The sequence below is a fragment of the Polynucleobacter yangtzensis genome (assembly GCF_001595965.1).
Lineage (GTDB): Bacteria > Pseudomonadota > Gammaproteobacteria > Burkholderiales > Burkholderiaceae > Polynucleobacter > Polynucleobacter yangtzensis.
Window position 1 is genome coordinate 197,106 of sequence record NZ_LOJI01000040.1, and the last position, 25,315, is coordinate 222,420.

The 25,315-nt window shown below is 46.4% G+C and carries 22 protein-coding genes, 1 other RNA gene and 1 pseudogene; 5 read left to right on the forward strand and 19 right to left on the reverse strand.

Annotated features, from left to right (window positions below):
* Window positions 1-6: 6 nt before the first annotated feature.
* A complete protein-coding gene (locus JaK3_RS09865; RefSeq protein WP_068324305.1) occupies window positions 7-927 on the reverse strand; it encodes a histone deacetylase family protein in 921 nt (306 codons plus the stop codon).
* A gap of 83 nt (window positions 928-1,010) precedes the next feature.
* Here JaK3_RS09865 and JaK3_RS09870 point away from each other — a divergent pair, with 83 nt between their 5' ends.
* The gene (locus tag JaK3_RS09870) at window positions 1,011-2,264 is read left to right on the forward strand and encodes a lytic murein transglycosylase (RefSeq protein WP_068324307.1); all 1,254 of its coding nucleotides are present in this window, start codon (window positions 1,011-1,013) and stop codon (window positions 2,262-2,264) included.
* Here the strand turns inward: JaK3_RS09870 and cysM are convergent.
* From cysM to gyrA, 15 genes and pseudogenes are all read right to left on the reverse strand, one after another.
* The gene (cysM, locus tag JaK3_RS09875) at window positions 2,261-3,172 is read right to left on the reverse strand and encodes a cysteine synthase CysM (RefSeq protein ID WP_068324310.1); all 912 of its coding nucleotides are present in this window, start codon (window positions 3,170-3,172) and stop codon (window positions 2,261-2,263) included. The genes JaK3_RS09870 and cysM overlap by 4 nt on opposite strands.
* A 41-nt stretch (window positions 3,173-3,213) precedes the next feature.
* Window positions 3,214-3,642, reverse strand: a complete 429-nt coding sequence (locus JaK3_RS09880; protein WP_150114268.1) for a ComEA family DNA-binding protein — start codon at window positions 3,640-3,642, stop codon at window positions 3,214-3,216.
* A gap of 88 nt (window positions 3,643-3,730) precedes the next feature.
* Window positions 3,731-4,750 carry an ADP-glyceromanno-heptose 6-epimerase gene (rfaD, locus tag JaK3_RS09885; RefSeq protein WP_068324313.1) on the reverse strand — a complete coding sequence of 340 codons (1,020 nt, stop codon included), beginning with the start codon at window positions 4,748-4,750 and terminating at the stop codon, window positions 3,731-3,733.
* Entirely contained in the window at window positions 4,747-5,676 is a 930-nt protein-coding gene (gene rfaE1, locus JaK3_RS09890) for a D-glycero-beta-D-manno-heptose-7-phosphate kinase (protein ID WP_068324316.1), read from the reverse strand. Before rfaE1 ends, rfaD begins: the two co-directional genes overlap by 4 nt.
* Window positions 5,677-5,717: 41 nt before the next feature.
* Window positions 5,718-7,082 carry a UDP-glucose dehydrogenase family protein gene (locus JaK3_RS09895; protein WP_068324319.1) on the reverse strand — a complete coding sequence of 455 codons (1,365 nt, stop codon included), beginning with the start codon at window positions 7,080-7,082 and terminating at the stop codon, window positions 5,718-5,720.
* A 19-nt stretch (window positions 7,083-7,101) separates the two neighbouring features.
* Window positions 7,102-8,313 (reverse strand): lipopolysaccharide assembly protein LapB, encoded by a 1,212-nt coding sequence (lapB, locus tag JaK3_RS09900; RefSeq protein ID WP_068324322.1) that lies wholly within the window; start codon window positions 8,311-8,313, stop codon window positions 7,102-7,104.
* Window positions 8,314-8,379: 66 nt separating this feature from the next.
* Window positions 8,380-8,718, reverse strand: a pseudogene (locus JaK3_RS09905) (integration host factor subunit beta); the annotation flags it as partial.
* A gap of 52 nt (window positions 8,719-8,770) precedes the next feature.
* Complete coding sequence (rpsA, locus tag JaK3_RS09910) at window positions 8,771-10,444, reverse strand: 30S ribosomal protein S1 (protein ID WP_068324328.1); 1,674 nt, start codon at window positions 10,442-10,444, stop codon at window positions 8,771-8,773.
* Window positions 10,445-10,587: 143 nt separating this feature from the next.
* Window positions 10,588-11,250 (reverse strand): (d)CMP kinase, encoded by a 663-nt coding sequence (gene cmk / locus JaK3_RS09915; protein ID WP_068324332.1) that lies wholly within the window; start codon window positions 11,248-11,250, stop codon window positions 10,588-10,590.
* Window positions 11,251-11,264: 14 nt separating this feature from the next.
* A complete protein-coding gene (gene aroA, locus JaK3_RS09920; RefSeq protein ID WP_150114271.1) occupies window positions 11,265-12,584 on the reverse strand; it encodes a 3-phosphoshikimate 1-carboxyvinyltransferase in 1,320 nt (439 codons plus the stop codon).
* Window positions 12,585-12,592: 8 nt separating this feature from the next.
* On the reverse strand, window positions 12,593-13,474 hold the full coding sequence (locus JaK3_RS09925; protein WP_068324339.1) for a prephenate dehydrogenase: 882 nt from the start codon (window positions 13,472-13,474) through the stop codon (window positions 12,593-12,595).
* A gap of 15 nt (window positions 13,475-13,489) precedes the next feature.
* Entirely contained in the window at window positions 13,490-14,608 is a 1,119-nt protein-coding gene (hisC, locus tag JaK3_RS09930; protein ID WP_068324341.1) for a histidinol-phosphate transaminase, read from the reverse strand.
* Window positions 14,609-14,650: 42 nt separating this feature from the next.
* Window positions 14,651-15,730, reverse strand: coding sequence for a prephenate dehydratase (gene pheA, locus JaK3_RS09935; protein WP_068324344.1), 1,080 nt, complete (start codon window positions 15,728-15,730; stop codon window positions 14,651-14,653).
* Window positions 15,730-16,827: a 3-phosphoserine/phosphohydroxythreonine transaminase gene (serC, locus tag JaK3_RS09940; protein ID WP_068324347.1), complete on the reverse strand. Its 1,098-nt coding sequence runs from the start codon at window positions 16,825-16,827 to the stop codon at window positions 15,730-15,732. Before serC ends, pheA begins: the two co-directional genes overlap by 1 nt.
* A 26-nt stretch (window positions 16,828-16,853) precedes the next feature.
* Window positions 16,854-19,562, reverse strand: coding sequence for a DNA gyrase subunit A (gene gyrA / locus JaK3_RS09945; RefSeq protein WP_068324350.1), 2,709 nt, complete (start codon window positions 19,560-19,562; stop codon window positions 16,854-16,856).
* A 159-nt stretch (window positions 19,563-19,721) separates the two neighbouring features.
* Between gyrA and ompA the strand changes: the two genes are divergently transcribed.
* The 4 genes from ompA to ssrA all read left to right on the forward strand — a co-directional run bounded on the left by ompA (window position 19,722) and on the right by ssrA (window position 22,185).
* Entirely contained in the window at window positions 19,722-20,291 is a 570-nt protein-coding gene (ompA, locus tag JaK3_RS09950; protein ID WP_068324352.1) for an outer membrane protein OmpA, read from the forward strand.
* A 96-nt stretch (window positions 20,292-20,387) separates the two neighbouring features.
* Window positions 20,388-21,077: a bifunctional 2-polyprenyl-6-hydroxyphenol methylase/3-demethylubiquinol 3-O-methyltransferase UbiG gene (gene ubiG / locus JaK3_RS09955; RefSeq protein ID WP_068324354.1), complete on the forward strand. Its 690-nt coding sequence runs from the start codon at window positions 20,388-20,390 to the stop codon at window positions 21,075-21,077.
* Between the two features lie 8 nt (window positions 21,078-21,085).
* Window positions 21,086-21,766 (forward strand): HAD family hydrolase, encoded by a 681-nt coding sequence (locus tag JaK3_RS09960; protein ID WP_068324357.1) that lies wholly within the window; start codon window positions 21,086-21,088, stop codon window positions 21,764-21,766.
* A 60-nt stretch (window positions 21,767-21,826) separates the two neighbouring features.
* Window positions 21,827-22,185, forward strand: a transfer-messenger RNA (tmRNA) gene (gene ssrA, locus JaK3_RS09965).
* 77 nt (window positions 22,186-22,262) lie between these two features.
* Here ssrA and JaK3_RS09970 read toward each other — a convergent pair.
* The 3 genes from JaK3_RS09970 to JaK3_RS10960 all read right to left on the reverse strand — a co-directional run bounded on the left by JaK3_RS09970 (window position 22,263) and on the right by JaK3_RS10960 (window position 25,046).
* Window positions 22,263-24,341 carry a TonB-dependent receptor family protein gene (locus tag JaK3_RS09970; RefSeq protein ID WP_082786433.1) on the reverse strand — a complete coding sequence of 693 codons (2,079 nt, stop codon included), beginning with the start codon at window positions 24,339-24,341 and terminating at the stop codon, window positions 22,263-22,265.
* An 84-nt stretch (window positions 24,342-24,425) separates the two neighbouring features.
* Window positions 24,426-24,605: a hemin uptake protein HemP gene (gene hemP / locus JaK3_RS09975; RefSeq protein ID WP_068324360.1), complete on the reverse strand. Its 180-nt coding sequence runs from the start codon at window positions 24,603-24,605 to the stop codon at window positions 24,426-24,428.
* A gap of 3 nt (window positions 24,606-24,608) precedes the next feature.
* A complete protein-coding gene (locus JaK3_RS10960) occupies window positions 24,609-25,046 on the reverse strand; it encodes an energy transducer TonB (protein WP_082786434.1) in 438 nt (145 codons plus the stop codon).
* Between the last annotated feature and the right edge of the window lie 269 nt (window positions 25,047-25,315).

Consider the following 25,315-nt stretch of genomic DNA (forward strand, 5'->3'; position numbering starts at 1 on the left):
ACTGCATTAAATGTCTGCTAACGCCTTAACGTGAGCCACGACACTTCGCCCTAGTGCTGAGAGGTTGTAACCCCCCTCTAGGCAGCTCACAATACGACCTTGTGCATAATCAATTGCAATTTCTTTTAAGCGCTTGGTGATCCAGGCATAGTCATCTTCAACTAAACCCATCTGACCAAGATCATCTTCACGATGAGCATCAAAGCCTGCTGAAATAATCACGAGCTCAGGCTCAAAGTTACGCAAAGCAGGCAGCCATCTCTCTTCCACAATCGAACGAACTACATCACCACGAGTGGAAGCTGGTAAAGGCACGTTAACCATATTGTTTGCATGATCAAGGCCACTATAGGGATAAAAAGGATGCTGGAAAAAACTGCACATCAATACATTAGGGTCATTGAAAAAAGCGGCTTCCGTACCATTGCCATGATGCACATCAAAATCAATAATCGCTACACGCTCAATGCCATAGGTTTCCATGGCATATCGTGCGGCGATTGCCACGTTATCAAATAAACAAAATCCCATTGATCTAGTTGGTTCTGCGTGATGCCCTGGAGGTCTCACCGCACAAAAGACATTCTCTACTTCGCCCTTCATTACGGCATCTACTCCAGCAATGGCAGCGCCAGCAGCTCTCAGCGCCACTCTGTAGGTATGGGGGTTCATGATGGTGTCACCATCAAGCATGAAATAGCCACTCTCAGGAGCGCGATCCCTCACAAAAGAAACGTGATCAGGACTGTGTACCAACTCTAGTTGATCTTCGGTTGCCAATGGTGCATCCAAGTGATGCAGTAGGCGATCAACACCGCTACGAATCAATTGGTCATTAATCGCTTGAATTCGTTCTGGACACTCTGGATGATGGCTTCCCATCTCATGTTTCAGAAAGTCTGGATGAGTTATGTATCCTGTTGTCATTACTCAAAATCCTTAATCACAAATTTATAATTTTTATAATCCGATAAAACGTGTTCAATATTCGAAAATCCAATACCTTCAGCATGAACTTTCGTATTCCCCTCTTGCTTTTGACTCTTGCGCTAGCGGCCTGTTCTAGCGCCCCCACACAGCCTACAAAGTCCCAACAAGCCATCGTAAACCAGACTGAGGATGCAGCCTCAGAGGCGCGTTTTAGCCAAAACCTCAACGAACTACTCGGACAGGTCTCCCAAACCCAAGAAATACCGCTTCCAACGCTAGAAATGGGCTTTTTTGATGTTAAAACGATTCCCTCGATTCGGAAACTGGTATTACCCCCATCGGGGACTTTTAAGAAAAATTGGCTGGCTTACCGGAAGCGCTTTATTGAGCCAGTCCGCCTCAAGGCCGGCAAGGCATTTTGGGAGCAAAACCAGGCCTTTTTGAGCCAAACCGAGCAAGAATCAGGGGTTCCTGCCGAAATTATTGTGGCAATTATTGGAATCGAAACTATCTATGGGCGCCAAACCGGTAACTTCAGGGTGAAAGACGTACTTTCCACTCTCGCCTTTAGCTACCCCGAGACCCCAAACAAACCAGCGCGTGAACAGCTTTTTAAGGACCAACTCAAAGAACTCATTTTGCTTTGTTGGACCGAGGCAGGTGGCAAGCTGCCATCCAAGAAGAGTAGCCAAGGCGTCAATAGTGCAATCTTTAGCTCCTGCTTAAATCAAAACAGTTCTTATGCTGGAGCCATTGGTCTGCCGCAGTTCATGCCTGGAAGCATTCGTAACTTTGCGGTAGATGGCGATGGAGATGGGCGCATCGATCTTAAAAATAGCCCGAAGGATGCCATTGCTAGCGTAGCCAGTTTTATGAAAAAACATGGCTGGCAACCTGGCATGCCGATTTCGTTTCCAGTTCAAGCCAATGGCATTGAAACCGCCAAGCAGTTGGCTGATGGTGAACCGCAATTGAAATTCACTGTGCAGGAACTAATTGATAAGGGCATCCTAACCAAACAACAAGGCGACCTACAAAGTGGTGGCGTAGAACCACAAAGCAAAGCCTTCATTATTGACTTGCCCTACCCTGATAAAGATGGCGCCGATGAAGTGCAATATTTTGTTGGCTTAAATAATTTTCTGACGATTGTTCAGTACAACCGCAGTTACTTCTATGCGCAAAGCGTTGCTGAATTTGCTGAAGCTCTGGGATACAAGAATCAAAGTGCGGCTCCAACAGAAAGCCCAAGCAAAAATGGAGGGGCTAAAGCTGCTACCGAAAAATCCAAGACCAAGAAATCAAACCAAAAGAAAAAGGCCAAATCTACTTAAGCAGGAAACACCCCAGTAGATAAGTAGCGGTCGCCGCGGTCGCAGACAATAAATACGATCGTGGCATTTTCAACTTGACGCGCAATGCGCAAGGCGACTACTAGGGCGCCGCCGGCAGATATACCGCAGAAGATACCTTCTTCAACAGCCAAACGACGCGCCATCTCTTCAGCATCAGCTTGAGATACATATTCAATAAGATCAACTTTTTCGCCTTGATAGATCTTAGGTAAATACTCAGGCGCCCATTTACGAATCCCTGGAATTTGTGATCCATCCTCAGGTTGCGCTCCGATAATCTGAATCGCAGGATTCATGGACTTTAGATAAGTCGACACTCCAGTAATGGTGCCGGTAGTTCCCATCGCCGAAACAAAGTGAGTCACTTGTCCATCAGTATCACGCCAAATTTCTGGGCCGGTAGTTTCGATATGCGCCCTGGGATTATCTGGATTAGCAAACTGATCGAGCAATCTACCTCGACCTTCTCGTTGCAATTGCAGAGCATAATCTCTAGCAAACTCCATGCCACCAGAAGCTGCTGTCAAAATGAGTTCGGCGCCATAGGCAGCCATACTCTGACGACGTTCAATGCTTTGGTTTTCTGGCATCACTAAAATCATTTTGTAACCCAGCATCGCTGCAGTCATTGCCAACGCAATGCCAGTGTTACCGCTAGTTGCCTCAATTAATGTGTCGCCAGGTTTAATTTCGCCACGCTCTTGTGCGCGAGAAATCATCGACAGCGCAGGCCGGTCCTTCACCGACCCCGCTGGATTATTACCTTCCAACTTACCCAGAATCACATTGTTACGATTCTCGTTTTCCAGACCAGGAATGCGCTGTAAACGAACCAGTGGGGTATTGCCCACTGTCTGTGAAATAGTAAGGTAGGAAGGTTTGCTCATAAGGTCATTTTAGCCACAAGCCGCCTTACACGCGATAGGGTTTAATTTCGGCGACCTGCTCCCGCACGCTCCGGCTGATTGCGACCACTAGCTTGATTACGAGAATTGCGTCTGCTAGAAGCCCCGCCCTCCTTTTTGGTGCGACCATTGGGCTCCCGAAAAGAGCTAGGAGCTTCAATGGTTAAGCCGTTATCCACCATTTTTTCTACTGATTTCATACCGATGCCACGAACGCGCTTTTGCAAGTCATTGGCATCCTGAAAATGTCCGCCATCTAAACGCTCAGCAATAATTGTTTTTGCCTTGGCAGGACCAATACCCTTGATACTTTCCAACTCAGATTGGGTTGCAGTGTTGACGTTAATCGGTGAAGCATGGCTCACGCCTGTGCTTGAAGTCAAGAAAGTTAATGCCACTGCTACAGCCCTAACAAAACCTTGTACTTTTTCTAATTTTAAATATTGAGTCATTTTTTCTCCTCTAGAAAATAAAAAATCCACGGGCACAAAGTGCGCGTGGATCATGTACAACGAAGAGAATTTATTCTAGTTGACTACCTTACAAAGGGTTGGCCAAGAAACCAGAATTGGCCTCCAACCACTCGATATATCTTCCTACACCCTGCTCAACATTAAGGAAGGGCTCGGGGTAGCCGGCGGCTCTGAGCTTAGTTAAATCAGCTTGGGTAAAGCACTGATATTTACCTTTGAGTGCATCCGGAAATGGAATGTACTCAATCGCTTTTTCCTTAACGAGCTCTTGTAAAGATGCAGGAGCTGCTTTATCGAGCTTACGCATAGCATTAGCAACTGCATGGGCAACATCGTTAAAGGGTTGTGCGCGACCACTGCCCAGATTGAAGATGCCACTGATTTCTGGATGATCCAGGAAGAAGAGGTTTACCTTCACCACATCTTCAACTGATACAAAGTCACGGCTTTGTTCACCAGGACCATAACCACCATACTCGCCAAAGAGCTTCACATGGCCATTTGCTTTGTACTGATGGTATTGGTGAAACGCAACGGATGCCATGCGACCCTTGTGTGACTCGCGGGGACCATAGACGTTGAAGTAGCGGAACCCAACCACTTGGGCTGTATTGGCTTTCTCAGCAAAGCGCTTACGCATCACTTGATCAAATAAGAACTTGGAGTAGCCGTAAATATTGAGAGGCTTCTCATGCTCGCGGCTTTCCACAAAAACGTCTGAGCCACCATAAGTTGCAGCTGAAGAGGCATAAAGCAACTGTACCTTTTGCTCAGTACAGATATCCAGCAAATCCATGGTGTAGCGGTAGTTATTCGCCATCATGAAAATACCGTCAGTTTCCATGGTGTCCGAACAAGCGCCTTCATGAAATACCGCCTTGACCTTGCCAAAGCGACCGCTTCTAAATGCCTCCAGAAACTCATCTTTATCGAGGTAATCAATGATGTCTAAATCAGCGAGGTTGCGATATTTATCTGCAGGACGAAGGTCATCAACCGCAATGATGTTTTTCTCGCCACGCGCATTAAGCGCCTGAACAATGTTTGCGCCAATAAACCCAGCCGCGCCGGTTACGATAATAGTCACTGTAATTCCTCTGAAGTAACGGTTGCAGTACCTAGCTTACCAACTACGATGCTACCTGCACGGTTTGCAAGAGCCATCGCCCTCTCTAATGGCCACTTAGCAGCCAAAGCAACAGCCAAGGTCGCAATCACAGTATCACCAGCACCCGACACATCAAATACTTCACGCGCCTGGGCCTTCACATGACTCACGCCTGCATCAGTGTACAAACTCATACCCTCTTCGGAACGGGTCAAAAGCAGAGCTTGTAAGTCGAGAGACTTTCTCAGTTCCTGCGCTTTCTTAGTTAACTCTTCTTCGCTAGCCCAGCTGCCAACTACCTGACGCAACTCACTACGATTGGGCGTCAAAACAGTGGCGCCTCGATACTTTTCGTAGTCTTCGCCCTTAGGATCAACCAAAATCATTTTGTTTTGCGCCCTAGCTTGCTCAATCATATGAGCTACTTGGCCCAAAGCACCTTTGCCGTAATCAGACAGAATGACGACATCCGAATCGCCAACCAGATTTTCAAAACGCTCTAGCTTATGAGCGAGCGCTTTTGCACTGGGAGTTTCTTCAAAGTCTAAGCGGATCAATTGTTGTTGGCGCGCAATCACACGCAACTTCACAATCGTCGGTACATCAGAATCAATTTCTAACTGACTATCAACACCGCCTGCTTTTAATAACTCAACCACACGTTTCCCAGGCTCGTCATCGCCAACAATACCTAAAATAGTTACCTTTGCATCGAGGGCCGCCACATTTCGAGCTACGTTAGCAGCGCCACCCAGTCGCTCATCAATCTTACCTACCTGCACCACTGGTACAGGAGCTTCTGGAGAGATACGATTGGTATCACCAAACCAGTAGCGATCGAGCATCACATCACCTACAACCAGTAGGCGGGCTTTGGAGAATTGTTCTCGGTTAGCTTTTTCCATTTAGATACTTTATGTGCTTTTATCTTTATTTTTAAATCCACTTAATTATGTCGCCCAATACCGAAGTACTCAATACCTAATTCCTTCATAGCTTGTGGCTCATAGAGATTGCGACCATCAAAAATGACTGGGCGCTTCAGCTTTTGCATTACTTGCTCAAAGTCTGGACTTCTAAAGGCCTTCCACTCTGTAACGATGACTAGGGCATCAGCACCATCTAGAGCAGTCATTGGATTATCTGTCATGGTGACCTGTTTCAGGCCGTCAGGGTTACCTTTAAAGTCTACCTCTAAGGCATGTCCTGCTTCTGGCATCGCTACAGGATCGTGGGCCACCACTTGGGCGCCACGCTTTACTAGTTCAGCAATAATTACACGACTAGGCGCTTCCCGCATATCGTCAGTATTAGGTTTGAATGCCAAACCCCACAGTGCGAACTTCATGCCCTTGAGATCTTTACCAAAGCGCTTTTCAATCTTTTGCACTAAGGTGTACTTTTGTAGCTCATTAACGGCTTCAACAGCATCGAGAATCTTTAGTTCTCTGCCATGCTCTTTAGCAGTTTTCGATAAGGCAGAGACATCTTTTGGAAAGCAAGAACCGCCGTAACCAGTGCCCGGATACAAAAAGCCAAAACCAATACGAGAGTCCGAACCAATGCCTTGACGCACTGCCTCGATATCGGCGCCCACTAAGTCTGCTAAGTTAGCCAACTCGTTCATAAATGAGATGCGGGTTGCCAACATCGCATTAGCTGCGTATTTAGTGAGCTCAGCACTTTTGACATCCATGTAGTACGTACGCTCATGATGGCGATTAAATGGCGCATAGAGTTTGCGCATTTGCTCTTTGGCACGCATTCCTGCTGGAGTCGATTCAGTGCCAATCACAATGCGGTCTGGGCGCATAAAGTCTTCTACGGCAGCGCCTTCTTTTAAGAACTCAGGATTAGAAACTACCGAGCACAGCTCAGGAGATAAGTCTCTTTTTTCTAATTCTTCAGTAATGGCGGTTTGCACCTTATCGGCAGTACCCACTGGTACCGTCGATTTATCAACAATGACTTTAGGGGTGGTCATGTGACGGCCAATATTGCGCGCAGCCGCTACAACGTATTGCAAATCAGCCGAACCATCCTCATCCGGAGGTGTACCTACCGCGATGAATTGAATGTCGCCATGGGCCACTGAAGCAGCAATATCAGTAGAAAACTGCAAGCGTCCTGCAGCGCGATTGCGCTCAATCATCTCTTTGAGGCCTGGCTCATAAATAGGCACGCCACCAGAATTGAGAATGGCTATCTTTTTCGGATCTACGTCCACACAAAAGACATTATTGCCTTGCTCAGCTAAACAAGCGCCAGTAACAAGACCTACATAACCGCTACCGATAATGGTGACTTTCAATCTTTTTCTCCAGATTTCTTTACATTGAAGGGCCGCTTGGAGCGGCGCCCTCACTACGTCTTGGGGAATATGCCTCCCAATGATTACAGCCAGGGCACTGCCAATAAAATCTTCTTGCTCTAAATCCGCAATTACCACATGTATAACGAGCCAAACTAGTTGTGCGCTGACGCAATAGATTCAGAATCGACTGAAGCTCCAACAACCTCTCGGGATTAGCGCTGCCCTCTTCTAATGCAAGACGAGTTTCAGCTAACTTTGACAAAGCAATTAAAGTTGGGGAATGCTGCATCACTTCTGACAACATGGCATTTGCAGCTTGAGGGCCACGAATTTTCATTAGGTGCTTATGCGCAATGTCCAGCAATTCACCAGTAGCCTGAGTTTTAAGTAACTCGCAAAGACGATCTAGACCTTCACCCTCTTTATTGATGGCTGCATGCGCCAACATCCAGCGGTCCGCCAATAAATGCATGTATGCAGGATGAGAATTGGCAACTATGCTCCAGGCCTCAATCGCTTGAGTGGGTCGATCCATAGCCACCAAGTAATCGCCTTGCAAAATTAAAGCACGGGCATGATTAGGCACAGCCTGTAATGCGCGCTGTATTGATTGCTCGGCCTCAACTAAATCTTTACGACGCAATGCCTCTTGACCAAGCTCACAATGAAATTGTGCAATCTCAGTATGGTGCGATTTACCCTGCAGACCCTCAAGCTCACTTGCAGCAATGATGGCTTTTTTCCAATCATGCTCAATTTGATACATCTCTAGCAAACTTTCTTTTGCTGGCTCGGCATATTTACCTGCGCCCACACGATTGAGTGATGCCTCTGCGCGATCAAGCAAGCCAGCGCGCAAAAAGTCACGACCTAATTCATAGGCGGCATGATCACGATCACGCGGCTTGAGATCGTCGCGATTGGCTAAATGTTGGTGGACCTTAATCGCACGCTCAGTCTCACCACGGCGGCGGAATAAATTACCTAAGGAGAAATGGAGTTCAATTGTTTCTGGATCTAATTGTGCAATTTTGACTAGCGTTTCAATTGCTTGATCAGGCTGCTCATTAAGCAAAAGACTTAAGCCTTTAAATGTAGAGCGCTGCTGACGCATACGCTCACGCTCGTCCATGCGGTTCTCAAGACGCAAGTCCCAGCGTGCAGCCAACCAACCGATGCCAAACATGACTGGCAGAAGCAATAACCAAGCAGTAGCTATCTGAATCATGATGTGCAGAATTTAAATAAAAAAATGGCCCGAATGGACCACTGAGGTTTAGCCTGAATCTTAGGCACCAGAACCCTCTTTGGGGCCCGCCTGCTTCAAAGGCTTGTAATCTACTCGCTCACGCAGCTCTTTGCCAGGCTTAAAGTGTGGAACGCGTTTTTCTGGAATCAATACTTTCTCACCAGACTTTGGATTACGACCGGTGCGCGCAGGACGATGATGAAGCACGAAACTTCCAACGCCACGCAGCTCGATACGCTTGCCCTCAGCCAAGGCATGAGTCATTGTGTCCAGCAAAGTTTTTACCGCCAACTCCACGTCCCTAGGCAGAAGCTGCGGAAACTGTTCCGCAAGACTCTCCACTAGTTCGGAGCGGGTAATTGCTTGTTGCTCTTGATCTGTCATGATCTATCAATAAAAAATCGCCGCTCTCCTAGTGGAAAGCGGCGATATTGATTTAGCCTTGATTGTCCAATTTTGCTTTTAACAAAGCACCCAAATTGGTTGTGCCAGACTGCGCATCACCCTGGAGCTTGCTCATTGCATCTTGTTGATCAGAGCTGTCTTTTGCTTTGATTGAAAGATTGATAACGCGTGACTTACGATCAATGTTGATGATCATTGCAGTTACGCTGTCGCCTTCTTTCAATACATTGCGCGCATCTTCAACGCGATCTGTTGAGATCTCAGAAGCACGTAAGTAAGCTTCAACTTCATCAGCCAAGTGAATAGTTGCACCCTTAGCATCAACTGCTTTCACAGTACCAGTAACGAGGCTACCCTTGTCGCTGACAGATGTGTAGTTGTTGAATGGGTCACCAGACAATTGCTTGATACCGAGAGAAATACGCTCTTTCTCAACATCAATTGCCAATACAGTGGCTTCAACTTCGTCACCTTTTTTGTATTTCTTAACAGCCTCTTCGCCTGGCTCATTCCATGAGAGGTCTGAGAGATGAACTAAACCGTCGATACCGCCAGGCAAGCCAATGAACACACCAAAGTCAGTAATAGACTTGATTGCGCCAGTTAACTTATCGCCTTTTTGTTGGGCACGTGAGAACTCTTCCCATGGATTAGCTTTGCACTGCTTGATGCCCAAGCTAATACGACGCTTGTCTTCATCAATATCCAGAACCATTACTTCAACTTCGGTTCCTAATGCAGTAGCTTTACTTGGAGCAACGTTCTTGTTAGTCCAGTCCATTTCAGAAACGTGTACCAAACCTTCGATACCAGATTCGATTTCAACGAATGCACCGTAGTCAGTCAGGTTAGTTACCTTACCAAATAAACGGGTGTTTGGTGGGTAACGACGAGCGATACCAACCCATGGATCATCACCAAGTTGTTTCACGCCGAGTGAAACACGGTTCTTCTCTTGATCGAACTTCAAAATCTTAGCGGTAACTTCTTGACCAACAGTCAACATCTCGCTCGGGTGACGCACACGACGCCATGCCAAATCAGTGATGTGCAAGAGGCCATCGATACCACCGAGGTCAACGAATGCGCCGTAATCAGTGATGTTCTTAACGAGGCCAGTAACCACTGCGCCTTCTTTAAGGTTAGACATCAACTTAGCACGCTCTTCACCTTGGCTAGCTTCAACAACTGCACGACGTGACAACACTACGTTGTTACGCTTACGGTCGAGCTTGATAACCTTGAACTCCATCGTCTTACCTTCGTAAGGGCTGGTGTCTTTGATTGGGCGTGTATCAACGAGTGATCCAGGCAAGAATGCGCGGATACCGTTAACCATGACAGTCAAGCCGCCTTTAACCTTACCAGTAACAGTACCGGTAACGATCTCAGCTTGCTCGAGAGCTTTTTCCAAGTTCATCCATGATGCCAAGCGCTTAGCTTTATCACGGGAAAGGATTGTGTCGCCATAGCCGTTCTCTAGAGCGTCAATAGCAACAGAAACGAAATCGCCAGGAGCTACTTCAATCTCGCCAGCGTCGTTATGGAATTCTTCAACAGGAATAAACGCTTCAGACTTTAAGCCAGCGTTAACAACGACGAAGTTATGGTCGATGCGAAGAACTTCAGCCGAAATAACTTGGCCGGTCTTCATATTCGATCGGGTTAATGATTCTTCAAATAGTTCTGCAAATGATTCAGACATGTGTATTCACTTTGTGCCGCCAGAAGGCCTGACGGGTTAGGTTAAAAAAGTCTCAAAGAAACACGCTAATGAAAAGGATGCGTTGTGGAGTTTCTTCAGACGCCAAAACTACTACTTACAGCTCACTACAACTACTTACAAAATTAGGTGGTTGCAGATTGATACCAATCTAAAACCGTCTTAACTGCTTGATCTATCGATAAATCTGAGGTTTCAAGCACTTTTGCACCGTCTGCAACCAACAAGGGGGCGGCACCTCGACTACTGTCTCTGGCATCGCGCTCTTGCAAATCTTGCAGCAAGTCCTCAAGTTTAGCAGAAATTCCCTTAGCTATCAATTGCTTATAGCGACGCTCGGCTCTGGCAGCAGCTGTCGCAGTCAAGAAAACCTTCAAAACTGCATCTGGGAATATGACGCTTGCCATATCCCTGCCGTCGGCCACCAAGCCCGGAGATTGGCGAAAACTGCGTTGCAGACCCACCAAAGCTGATCTGACCTCTGGATGAACTGCCAAAGCAGAGGCTCTCAGACCAATACTTTCAACACGAATGGCATCCGTCACATCCTCACCATTGAGGAATATTTGACTATTTTTGAATGAAATCAGTAACTTAGGGACTAAAAGGCCCAATTCTGGGCCATTTTTGACATCAATTCCCTGTTTTTCGCTGGCAAGAGCAACCAAGCGGTACAGGGCGCCGCTATCCAAATAATGAAATCCCAACCTTTCCGCCACCAAGGAAGCCACCGTACCTTTGCCTGAGGCGGTAGGTCCATCAATTGCAATAACTGGGGGAAGATTCATGAATAGGGTTTGAGTTAGCTCACGACTTTCGCAAACTCTGCGAAATACGTTGGGAAAGTTTTTGCTACGCAATTTGGATCATTGATCTTGAGTGCATTTGGGCCAAACGCAGCCAATGAGAAACACATCGCCATGCGATGATCATCATATGTATCAATGCCTTCGCTTGGTGATTTCCAGTCACCAGGTGAAGCGGGCGCTTGAACCACAATGTAGTCCGCACCCTCTTCAACGATTGCACCAATCTTCTTTAATTCTTTTGCCATTGCCGCAATACGATCCGTTTCTTTAACACGCCAGCTAGCAATGCTGTTTAATCGGGTTGGACCCTCAGCAAATAATGCAGCAACTGCAAGTGTCATCGCTGCATCAGGAATTTCTGTGCAGTCAATCGTGATGCCATTGAGTTTGCCATTGGCATTTTTCACGCCAGCAACTTCAATCCAGTCTTCGCCTGCATTAATGTTTGCGCCCATTAAAGCGAGTGCATCGGCAAAAGCCACATCACCCTGGATACTGTCCTTGCCAACGCCCAAGACCTTCACAGGCCCACCACCAATAGCGCCTAGGGCCAAGAAATAGGAGGCTGAAGATGCATCGCCCTCAACGGATAACTGGCCGGGACTCTTGTAAACAGAGTCTGAAATTTTTGCCGGAATAACAAAAGATTGCATATCAGGGCAAGCAACAATCACGCCAAAGCGCGCCATCAACTTCAGAGTGATATCAATATAAGGACGAGAAATGAGTTCGCCAATCACTTCAATGCGTACTGGTTCATTCGCTACTAAGGGCAAAGCCATTAGTAAGGCGGTTAAGAATTGGCTCGATACATCGCCACGTACTTTGACGACATCTTTAATCTGAATATCTGCCGCAGATATCTGAATCGGTGGATAACCTTCTTGTAATTCGTATTCGATCTTTGCGCCCACTTGGCGCAAGCCATCCACTAAATCACGAATTGGTCTTTCATGCATGCGTGCAACACCCGATAAATGGTAGTTACCGCCTTGCATTGCTAAAGCAGCAGTCAGTGGACGTATCGCAGTGCCTGCATTGCCCATAAAGAGGTCTGCTTCGCGCACAGGGAACTGACCACCGCAACCTTCGACAACACAAACCTTATTTTCTTTATCGATCACAGAGAGGCCGAGTTGACGCAAGGCATTACGCATCACCTGCGTATCATCAGCATCTAATAAATTCTTAAGAGTGGTAGTTCCGGACGAGAGAGCAGCCAACAAGAGGGCTCGATTTGAGATGCTTTTTGAGCCCGGCAACACAATCGAACCTTGCGCTCGCTTAAATGGCCCAATAGTAATGTCTGGCAAACCGCTCATTAAAGTGCGTCCAAATCTTGACGTGCTTTGCTCGCCTTGTTGAATAATTTCTCTAAACCAGCACCATCGTTTTCTGCAACGAGTTTGCGTAAATGGTTCACGATGAGTAAATACTGATCCAGCTCTTTCAGGATTGCAGTGCGATTGCCTAAGCAAATATCTCGCCACATTTCTGGGCTTGAAGCTGCAATACGAGTGAAGTCTTTAAAACCAGCTCCGACATGACTTAATTTTTGCTCAGCATCTTCAGAATTCACAACACTAGCCATTAATGCATAAGACAGAATATGCGGAAGGTGAGATACGGCGGCATAAATCGCATCGTGCTGTACAACGCCAATCTTCTTCACCTCGGACCCAACGGACTCCCAGAAGCCAGTAATTAAAGCTGTATCTTCAGGTGAGTTTTCTTGCAGCGGGCAAATAATGGTTTGCTTACCCTGAAATAAATCGGCCTTAGCTGCTGCTGCACCATGCTGAGCACCACCAGCGATTGGGTGTGCAGGCACAAATTGGCACGCTTTTTTACCCAACACTTCTTTGGCGGCCAAAATCACATCGCCCTTAGTGCTACCGGCATCGGTAATCATCGTGCGCGGCTCAAGATGTGGCTCAAGCACCTCAAAAGCAGCGCGCATTTGCGCTACCGGCACACAAAGCACAATCACATCAGATTGCTTGGCGGCTTCAACCAAATCCACCACACCATCAATCGCACCCATCTTTTGCGCTTGATCTAAGTTTTCTTTGCTGCGACCAACACCAAGCACCTTAGTAACAACACCAGCATTTTTTAGAGCCAAACCTAATGAGGCGCCAATTAAACCAACACCAACAATGGTGACAGTGCCGTAATTGCTAGCTGGATTAATGATGGTCATGAGTATTTTTTATTCTTAAGCCAAGATTGCTTTTAAGGCATCGATAAAGGCAGCATTCTCTTCAGGCAAGCCAATCGAGATTCTCAACCACTGCGGCAATCCATAGTTACCCACTGGACGAACAATAATGCCGCGCTTGAGTAAGGCTAAATTGATGCGCGCACCCGCTTGATCATCATCACCTACCTTCACTAGGACAAAATTTCCAGCGGATGGCAAATACTTTAGACCCAACTCATCAAAAGCTTTTGTCAGTTGGATATAGCCAGCTCGGTTTAACTCGAAGCCTTGCTGCAAAAATTCCTTATCTTGAAAAGCGGCAATCGCTGCAGCTTGAGCCAGGCTATTCACATTAAACGGCTGACGAATACGATTGAGCAGATCAGTCAAATGCGGTTGGGCAACTCCATAACCAATCCGCAAGCCGGCCAAGCCATATGCTTTTGAAAAACTGCGCGACAAAATCATATTTGGGAAACGCTTAACCCAAGCAATTGCATCGTAGCGCTGCTCTGGACTGAGGTACTCGTTATAAGCCTCATCAAGCACCACCACCACGTTAGATGGCACTGCCGCTAAAAAATCTTCAATCTCCTTGGCGGGCAAATAACTGCCTGTAGGATTATTTGGATTAGCTACAAAAACAAGTTTTGCTTTATCGCCAGATGACTTAATGGCCGCTAACATCGCCGGCAAGTCATGTCCATAAATAGCAGTAGCTGGAACTTCAACAGCCTTTGCGCCAACAGCTTGGGTGGCGAGAGGGTAAACAGCAAAAGCATGTTTGGAAAAAATAACCTCATCACCGGCTTGAGCGACTGCACGCGCAGCTAATTCCAAAATATCGTTACTGCCATTACCTAACGTAATCCAATCTGTTGGAACACCAAGGCGTGCGGCAAGGACATTCTTTAGCTCAAAGCCATTGGAATCTGGATAACGGCCTAGATCACTTGCCGCTTTGAGCATGGCATCTTGTGCTGATTTAGGCATACCCAATGGATTTTCATTGGAGGCTAATTTCACAATCTTGCTTTCATCCAAGCCATATTCGCGCGCAACTTCACTGATCGGTCGCCCACCAACATAAGGGGCAATCGCATGAATGTGTTTTAAGCCAATCTTGGATGTCATTCGAATTTTTACTAACTTAATTTGGTTATTTTTAGGTATCAATCATGCAGAGTGCGGATAAGAACCGAGATTCTTATAGAAAGCAGCGACACCTCTCAGCTCTTCCAGTGCCTTCACTACTTTGTCATCATCAGCATGACCAGCAATATCAATATAGAAGTGATATTCCCAAGTGCCTTTGCGTGCAGGGCGTGATTCAAAGCGATTCATCGAAACACCATGCTTAGCTAGCGGCGCCAATAAACGATGCACAGCACCAGGCTGGTTATCTACAGAAAGAACTAAGGAAGTTTGATCCTTGCCGGTTGATTGACATGCGTAATTGCCCACCACAACGAAACGGGTGCGGTTATGGGGATCATCCTGAATTTGCGCAGCAACAGCCTGAAGGCCATAAGCTTCTTGCGCAGGATCACCTGCAATGGCAGCTAATGATGGATCTGCGGCCGCCATTCGTGCTGCCTCGGCATTACTACTCACTGCTTGACGCTTAAGTTGCGGAGCATGAACACTTAACCACTGTTGGCATTGGGCCAAAGCCTGAGCATGCGCACACACTGTTGTTACGCCATCTAAATTGCCGCTCTTCGTTAAAAGATGATGGCGAATTGGCAAAACAACTTCCCCGCTAATGCGCATTGATGAATCAAGCAACAAATCTAATGTGCGAGAAATCGCACCTTCGCTAGAGTTTTCTACAGGCACTACACCAAATTGCGCCGCGCCCTTCTCTACTGACTTAAATACTTCATCCAAACTTGCGCATGGCAAACCTGCAATGGAGTGACCGAAATACGTTTGTGCAGCCTGTTCGGAAAATGTTCCGACTGGACCAAGGTAAGCAATTGTTTGACGAGCTTCTAAAGCCCTACAAGCTGACATCACCTCACGCCAAATAGCAGCGATGCCATCTGGAAGTAAAGGACCTTTATTGATTTCTTGTAAACGCGCTACTACTTGGCGCTCACGTTCAGGACGGAAGACTGGTGACGCAAATCCTCCTTTGACATGACCAACTTCTTGCGCAGCTTTTGCACGCTGAGTCAGTAAATCTAATATCTGCGCATCGAGTGCGTCAATTTTTTCGCGCAAGGGAGCTAAGCGCTGTTCTTCAGTACTCATTAAGCCCGCCTTTCAAAGTCCTGCATAAATTCAACTAAGGCTTTTACGCCCTCAATTGGCATTGCGTTATAGATGCTTGCACGCATGCCGCCCGCAGCTTTATGACCACGCAAGGCAACTAAACCAGCTGCATTTGATTGGGCCAAAAACTCTGCGTTTAGATTTTCATCTTTTAAGAAGAAAGTCACGTTCATACGTGAGCGATATTCTTTGGTGACGCGATTTTCATACAGACTGCTTTGATCTAAGAAGTTGTAGAGCAATTCCGCTTTTTCTTGATTGCGTTTTTCAATTGCCTTTACGCCGCCTTGCTTGAGCAACCACTTAAAGCCTAAGCCAGCCATGTAGATGGAGAACGTAGGCGGGGTATTAATCATGGACTGAGTATTAGTTTGCACTGCCCAATCCCAAATCGTTGGGGTGATGCCCATGCTGTGACCAATTAAATCTTTGCGCACAATCACAATCGTGACACCAGAGGGGCCAATATTCTTTTGCGCTCCACCAAACCAAACGGCGCACTTATTCACATCCATCTCTTTAGACAGAATGTTGCTAGAGATATCGGCAACCAGTGGAATATCGCCGACATCTGGCACATCCGGAAACTCTACGCCGCCAATAGTTTCATTCGCGCAGTAATGCACGTAAGCAGCATCACTTGATAGCTGCCAAGTGGATCTGGCAGGAATCGTATTAAATTTTTCTGCAGCAGAGGACGCAGCTAAATTTGCTGTGCCATATTTTTGCGCTTCTTTATAGGATTTTTCTGACCAAACACCAGTTACCAAGAAATCAGCCTTAGGGCCATTCTTAGCCAATGGCATGAGGTTCATTGGAATCGCTGCATTTTGACCAAGACCACCGCCCTGTAAGAGCAAGATCTCATAAGAGTCAGGGATATTCATAAGCGTACGAAGGTCTTGAATGACTTCTTCATATACTTCCATGAACTCTTTACTGCGATGGCTGATTTCCATCACGCTCGTTCCGAGTCCACGCCAGTTCAGCATTTCATCGGCAGCCTGCTTCAATACCTCTTCAGGCAAAGTAGCAGGCCCCGCAGCGAAATTAAAAATGCGGCGGTCAAAAGTCATGATGTGGTCGAGCCTAAAGGTGACGCTTAAGCGTCACCTGCCGTGTCGTCAGTAGAGTCGGTTGCTGGATCCGCAGTGACATCACCTTCTTCTGCATCATCAGCGTCATCATCGGTGTCGCTTTCAGCAATGCGTTGCAAGCCAGACAAACGAGTACCTTCATCCACGTTAATCAAAGTCACGCCTTGAGTAGCGCGACCCATCTCGCGGATTTCGGAAACACGTGTACGCACCAAGACACCTCCAGTAGTGATCAACATGATTTGATCTTCTGGGGAAACCAGTGCGGCTGCTACAACTTTGCCGTTACGCTCTGAAGTCTGAATGGCAATCATGCCTTTTGTGCCGCGACCATGACGGGTGTATTCAGCGATTGGTGTACGTTTGCCATAACCATTCTCTGTAGCAGTCAATACGCTGCTTGGAATCGCAATGCCGTTTGCATCAACCACGGCCGCTTCAACACCTTCTGCAGCCTCCGCTGGTGCAACTAACATCGCTATCACTTGATGACCTTCGCCTAGGTTCATACCACGCACTCCGCGTGCAGTACGGCCCATTGGACGAACATCGTTCTCATCAAAGCGCACTGCTTTACCAGCGTCAGAGAACAACATCACGTCGTGTTGACCATCTGTAATGGCAGCGCCAACCAAGAAGTCGTTCTCATTCAAGTCAACTGCAATAATGCCGGCCTTACGTGGGTTAGAGAAGTCAGACAAACGCGTCTTCTTCACTGTACCCAAGCTAGTAGCCATGAATACATACTGATCGTCTTGGTAGCCCTTAATCGGCAAAATCACCGTAATCTTCTCGCCTTCAATCAGCGGGAACATATTGACGATAGGTTTGCCGCGGGAAGTACGACTTCCCTGTGGAACTTCCCAGACCTTGAGCCAATACATGCGACCACGATCAGAGAAGCACAAGATCGTATCGTGCGTATTCGCAACGAAGAGTGTTTCAATCCAATCTTCGTTCTTAGTAGCAGCAGCTTGCTTACCGCGTCCACCACGTTTTTGCGCACGGTATTCACTCAGAGGCTGACTCTTCATATAACCAGTATTTGAAAGTGTCACCACCAAATCTTGCGGCGTAATCAAATCTTCAGTGAAGAGTTCGGTTGCATTCATTTCAATAAATGAACGACGACCAGTATCACCACCAGCAATACCAAACTCAGATTGAACTTCTTTTAATTCAGTTTCAATCACTTGAGTTACACGCTCTGGCTTTGCCAACAAATCGAGTAAGTCAGAAATCTCTGCCATCACTTCTTTGTATTCGTTAACAATCTTGTCTTGCTCAAGACCAGTCAAACGTTGCAAACGCATCTGCAAAATTTCTTGCGCTTGACTATCAGAGAGACGATACAAGCCAGTAGTTTGCATGCCGTACTCAGGCAACAATCCTTCTGGGCGATAAGCGTTACGGCCGCCTGGCGTATCAGTCTCAGCACGTGCCAGCATCTCACGCACCATCGATGAATCCCATGCCTTACCCATCAACTCTTGTTTAGCAATCACCGGGTTCGCAGCAGCTTTGATGATCGCGATGAACTCATCGATGTTTGCTAATGCAACTGCCAAACCTTCTAAGACGTGACCACGATCGCGCGCTTTACGTAATTCAAAAATCGTACGACGTGTAACTACTTCACGACGATGCTGCAAGAAGTACTCCAGCATTTGCTTCAAGTTCAACAAGCGTGGTTGGTTATCCACCAATGCCACCATGTTCATACCGAAGTTATCTTGTAGCTGTGTGCTCTTATACAAATTATTGAGAACAACTTCAGGCACTTCGCCGCGCTTTAACTCAATCACAACGCGCATACCGGATTTATCTGATTCATCACGCAAATCAGAAATGCCTTCAACTTTTTTCTCGTTCACTAACTCAGCAATGCGCTCGAGCAAGTTCTTTTTATTTACTTGATACGGCAACTCGTCAACGATGATGGCTTGACGCGCGCCCTTATCCAAATCTTCAAAGTGAGTCTTTGCTCGCATAACCACACGGCCACGGCCAGTGCGGTAGCCCTCACGGACGCCCTGAACGCCATAAATAATGCCGGCAGTAGGGAAATCGGGGGCTGGAATGATCTCAATGAGCTCATCAATCGTGCATTCTGGGTTGTGAAGCACGTGCAGACAGGCTGTAACCACCTCATCCAGGTTATGGGGAGGGATATTGGTCGCCATACCCACTGCAATACCAGAACTGCCATTTATGAGCAAATTAGGCACTTTGGCAGGCAGAATCAGGGGTTCCTTCTCGCTACCGTCGTAATTTGGCCCAAAATCGACCGTTTCCTTGTCCAAATCGGCCAAAAGCTCATGAGCGATCTTGCGGAGGCGGATCTCGGTATACCGCATCGCAGCAGCGTTATCGCCGTCCACGGAGCCGAAGTTACCCTGCCCGTCAACCAGCATATAGCGCAGAGAGAAATCCTGGGCCATTCGAACGATCGTGTCATACACCGCAGAATCACCGTGCGGGTGGTATTTACCGATTACATCGCCAACTATACGGGCAGATTTTTTGTAAGCTCGGTTCCAATCGTTGTTTAATTCATACATCGCGAATAAGACCCGGCGGTGAACCGGTTTGAGGCCATCACGCACGTCTGGCAGGGCTCTGCCGACGATGACACTCATTGCGTAGTCCAAATAGGACCGCCGCATTTCGTCTTCGAGGGATATTGGTAGTGTTTCTTTAGCGGCTTGTTCCATCTGGAAATAATATCATTTTGATGACAGGTAGGCCCTATGCTAAGATTCTGTCAGTTTGTACGAAATTGAGATGTGTCGCTTTGCAGTTTTTGCATCAAGGTAGGGCGAATTACATTTAAGTTTGACTTTAATTAAAAAAGAGATTTTTGAGGACTAAAAATGAACAAAACCCTAAAAGTGTTGCTGGCTTCTGTTATCACTGTTTCTGCTACTGCAGCAATTGCATCTGATAACTGGGAAAACAGCTCTGGCTTGAATTGGAAAAACGGCGATGGCACATTGTGCTGGCGCGATAACAACTGGACACCTGCTACTGCAGCTAAAGGTTGCGATGGTGCATTGGCTCCTAAAGCAGCTGCCTCTGGCGTTAGCCAAAGCAAGATCACTTTGCAAGCTGACACACTTTATGACTTTGACAAAGCTACATTGAAGCCAGAAGGCAAAGCTACTTTGGACAAGATCGCTAAAGATTTGAGCAAGATCAAGTTGGAAGTAATTATTGCTGTTGGTAATACTGATAGCGTTGGTACAGATGCATACAACATGGCCCTCGGTCAGCGTCGTGCGCAATCCGTTAAAGCATACTTGGTAAGCAAGGGTGTTGACGGTAGCCGTATCTACACAGAATCTAAAGGCAAGAGCAATCCAGTTGCATCAAATGCAACTGCTGAAGGCCGCGCTAAGAACCGCCGTACTGACATCGAAGTTGTTGGTACAGCAGCTAAGTAATTCACTTTACTTGTAAAAAAGCCCGCTTCTAGCGGGCTTTTTTATTTCCGCTATATTCATAGACTTCTTCAATAGCTTCACAGATAGCCAATCATTATGAACGTCGACCAGTCAGAAATCGCCAAATTTAGCGCCCTAGCCCATCGCTGGTGGGATCCTAATAGCGAATTCAAGCCCCTGCATGCTATCAACCCTCTCCGTCTAGGATGGATTAAATCCTTTGTTGATCTGGAAGGTAAGAAGGTCGTTGATATTGGTTGCGGTGGCGGCATATTGGCAGAGTCGATTTCACAATCAGGTGCAGATACAACTGGTATTGATTTATCTGAAAAGGCTCTCAAAGTAGCTGAGTTACATGCACTTGAAGTGGGTGCAAACCTCACATATCGCTCTATCTCTGCAGAAGCACTTGCAGAAGAGCAACCGGAACAATATGACGTTGTGACCTGCATGGAAATGCTTGAGCACGTACCTGATCCAGCATCTGTAGTCCGTGCTTGCGCCAAACTCTGCAAACCTGGGGGCACATTATTTTTTAGCACCCTCAATCGCAGCCCTAAGTCCTACTTATTTGCGATTATTGGCGCCGAATATATTCTTAAACTGCTTCCTAAAGGCACTCACGAATACGCCAAATTCATCAAGCCTTCTGAGTTAGTTGCGTTTACACGTCATGCAGGTCTGGAGATGGCTGGCATCAAAGGATTGAGCTACAACCCACTAACTCAGGTGTATAGCCTAGGTGATGATGTGGATGTGAACTACATGATCGCCGTCAGAAAGTAATTCGATAGATGAGCAAGCTTTTCAGCCCCTATGAAGGCATCTTTTTTGATCTAGATGGCACGCTAGCGGATACCGCACCAGATTTGGTTGCAGCAACCAACAAATTGTTAGTTGCCCGTAACCTCACTCCTAAACCATATGAGTTTCTGCGCCCTTATGCCTCAGCTGGAGCTCGCGGCTTACTTGAGGGCGCCTTTGGGATCAGCCCAGATCATGAGGATTTTGTTGCACTTCGTGATGAGTTTTTCAGTAATTATGAAAAAGCACTCCTAGTAGATAGCAAACTATTTGATGGAATTGACCATTTATTGGATCAAATGGATGCTGCGAGCCTGCCCTGGGGAATAATCACCAACAAAAGTGAGCGCTTTACCAATCCGCTAACCGATCTCATGGGTCTACGTCAGCGAGCTGTTTCCACTGTTTCTGGCGACACAACACCATTCTCAAAGCCGCATCCAGAGCCGATTCTCCACGCAGCCAGAACTAGCAATATCGATCCAAGCAAATCAATTTATGTTGGGGACGATATTAGAGACGTTTTGGCAGGTAAAGCCGCGGGGATGAAGACTGTGGCTGCCGCTTATGGCTACTGTGGCTGTAAAGAGCCTCCAGAGGCTTGGGGGGCTGATTACATCGCTAACAATCCCCTGGATTTGTTGCAAATCATCTTTCCCAACAAGGAATAAAGATATTCAACAATTTAAAGCTATCAGCTTTAAAATAAGAAGTTCCAATGCATGCAATCTGGGACCGACATGGTTTCGACGTGGATTACAAAGCATCAAGGGCATACCGAGGACCCGTTATCTCGTAAATCAATGGGAATGTAATAACTGCTAACGACGAACGTTACGCACTAGCCGCTTAATTGCGGTTGCCCCTGAACTGATTCTCTCTTGGGTCAGGTAGCGCAAGCTACATCAGGGTCATATACAAGAGATAAGACTATTTTGTGTCACGAAGAATAGTACGAAAACTTAGTGAATCGTCAGTGAGGAACGTGTCAGTCCGTGCCTAACTGATTAAATTAAATGATATGACTAAGTATGTAGAACTTGTTGTGGAGGATTTGCGGACGCGGGTTCGATTCCCGCCGGTTCCACCAATTTGAAGTCTGTAACGAACAAACGCCACCTACCGAGGTGGCGTTTTGTTTTCCTCAAAACGAGTTAATAAGATGCATTAATTAAACTGATAACTCATGCCAGCCTGAAAGTTAAGTGGTGCTCCAGCAAAAATGCCATCAGGACTGCGACTAGAAATATAGCGCTTATCAAATACGTTATTGATTACTCCAAATACTTTCCAGTCTTTATTAATGGCGTAGTTAGCACTCCAATTGACTGTCGTAAAGGCAGGCACCTCTCCTAAAGTTCCGATGGCATTTGGAGCAACAGTATTTGCTGAGTCAGCATATTGCTTGGAAACATAATTCAGGCTAACCAAAGTATTGAAACCATTCTTTTCATAACTCACACCAAGATTAGATGTGAGCTTAGGGGTATAAGGAATGCGATTGCCATCACGCCCTAAAGAATTCGTCCCAACAAACTTTGCAACCGGTATGTAGGTAGCGTTGGCATTAATAGCCCAACCATGGCCCACCTCATAACCTAGGGATGCCTCAGCCCCCTGATGCAAACTCTTACCCCCGTTAGCTTTGGAAATTCCCGCAGCCAAACTTTGGTTCACAATTTGATTGCTAAAGTTCATACTAAAGACAGCGGAGTCATAAGAAAACGCGCCAGAGCGTCCACGCAAACCTAATTCCATATTAGTGGAGCGCTCTGGTGCCAATTGCTGATCGACCCCCTTATCGTCAATCGCCGTAGCCAATTGAGCTGGTGCAAATCCTTTGTAAATACTGCCATAGGCTTGCGCCTGCGGTATGAGTTGCCATGTCGCCCCAATTTGCGGAATAATTTCCACATTCTTGGCGCTACCCGATTTACCAGTGATCACATTTGAGCGAGTTTGGTTATAGCTTTCAACTCGCACCCCTGGAATTAAAGCGAAGTTTTCGGTTAACAGGAACCTATTCTGTCCATATAGGGCAATCGAGTTGGCCTTATTTTCCTCATGTAGCGAAACTCGCCCGGAATACGCTAATGTTTTTGAGCTCACCAACTGATTGATTTGGGATTCAGTGTGCAAACGCACACCAAACTCTGCCTCGTTGGCAATACCCAAAGCCTTATATGCATGATTAATTCGAGAATCTAAACCCAACATTTGGAACTCTCGATTACGACCAACTAAACAGTCAGCACCCACATTACAAGCCTTAAAAATCGTGGCATCTTGAGTGCGTTTCACAATACTTTGTCGCCAATAGTCTCGAGATAACTTGCTCCAATACAGCAAAGTATTGATTTTGGTATCTGAATCAATTTCCAAAGAGTGATTGATATCTACGGCATTTCTTTGGGTAATAAAACGATCGTTTGGCGCTGGGTTATCTTTAGTGCGATTGATGTACTGGGTGGGGCGCAGACCCACATAGGATGTATTGATATTGTTATCGTAATGGGTGTACTTGACGCTTAGCCACTGATTCTGTGCAATCTCAATGCCGCCCTTCATTAAGATGTCGTACATCTTAAAACCATTTCCTTGATACCCGCTGGACTCCGACTGAATCAAGTTAATTCCGCCAATTGCACCATTAGTGGATGACTTACCTCCGGCCTCTATCTCCGCCAAGCGATATCCATAGTTACCAACCTTACCGGTTAACTTAAAACCTTGTGATGGTGTTTTAGTAAGGTAGTTAATGACCCCACCAATATTTGAGGGGCCATACTGAAGACCTGATGCGCCCTTTAATACCTCAATCCCACCAATGCGCTCAACTGGCGGGCTGTAATAGGAAGCATTGGAAATAAATAGACTAGGCTGAATTGGAGCGCCATCCTCTAGCAGCAGCACTTTAGAGCTACGACTGGGATTCAAGCCTCGAATACCAATATTAGGAATGGCGCCAAATCCACCCTCATCCCCTCGAATATTGACGCCAGGAACCGTTCTTAAAACATCCTGTAATGATTGAGGCTGCAACTCCTCCATCCTCTTTTGATCAATCACATCGACTGTCCCAGGAATTTTGCTAGAGGCATTTTGCTCACGACCAACAATATCAATTCTGGGTAATTCAATATCTTGAGCTTTTACCCAACTTGAAAAAGCACTCCCACATAACAATGCAATTGATGACAACCAGGCGAGCCTATTTTGATAACGCAAAACATCTTGATGCTTCATATACCATCTCCAGTGATAACAACAAAAAATCGCTGGCTATATGCATATGAAGATGCTCTTGCTGGCTAGTAAGCTATTTCATTTTTACTTCGTCAGAATGAGTTTTCCCAATTTAGTAATGCGCAATTGATAAGTGTGTCCGTCATGCGTAATAAACATTTGCTTGCCTCGACCAAGCAGGGTCTCACTTGAAATTGTTTTTGGCAAAATCTCGTCTGAGCGAATGCATTTCAAATCTAGATCTGCGGTTTTGTAATTGGTCAAGCGCTACCCCTCCAAACTAAAATGAACGGGGGCCTGAAAACACTGCGAAGAGGAATTGAGAGCTGAAGAAAGTGGTAGAAATCTCCATTGCGACAAGGTGGCGAGCGCCGACCTATCCAAACTTTGAAATCCCGAGCTCTTGGAAACGCTAGCCTCATCAACAAAACCACCCTGGTTAACACACAACTTAATCATCACCAAGCCCTGCTCCCTGAGCTTTCTACTTAACAAGGGATAGTTTGGCTTGGGGTTATGTAGAACTTGCCTAGCAATTAAGCTCGATGAGTGGCCGCCCCCTCTCTCGCTACTGCTTACAGAAGATCCCTCAGAGGGGCTGGGGTTGAGATTTTCTATGGAGGTAATTGCGGCTGTTTTAGGTATTGACGCATATTTACGCTGACTAGGTTGATGTGTGCGTAGATTGACTAAATTCACCATCATGGATTCTGAAGTGAATGATCTTTCACCCTCATAAGATGAAGGTGCAAAGAATAGGAAAGCCAAAAGATGGATTGTGACTACACCTGAAATAATCAAAGTATTTCTAGGCGGAAAACTACAGAGCAAATGACTTCCTTAAAAGTTAAACAAGCAAAGAGTAGGTAGTTGGACTGACAAAACTTTCAGTACCTACGGACTCTTCACAAACATTTTAAGGATGATGCATTTGATAAACAACCACAATCCCTATGGGGACGGGGTTCGTAGGG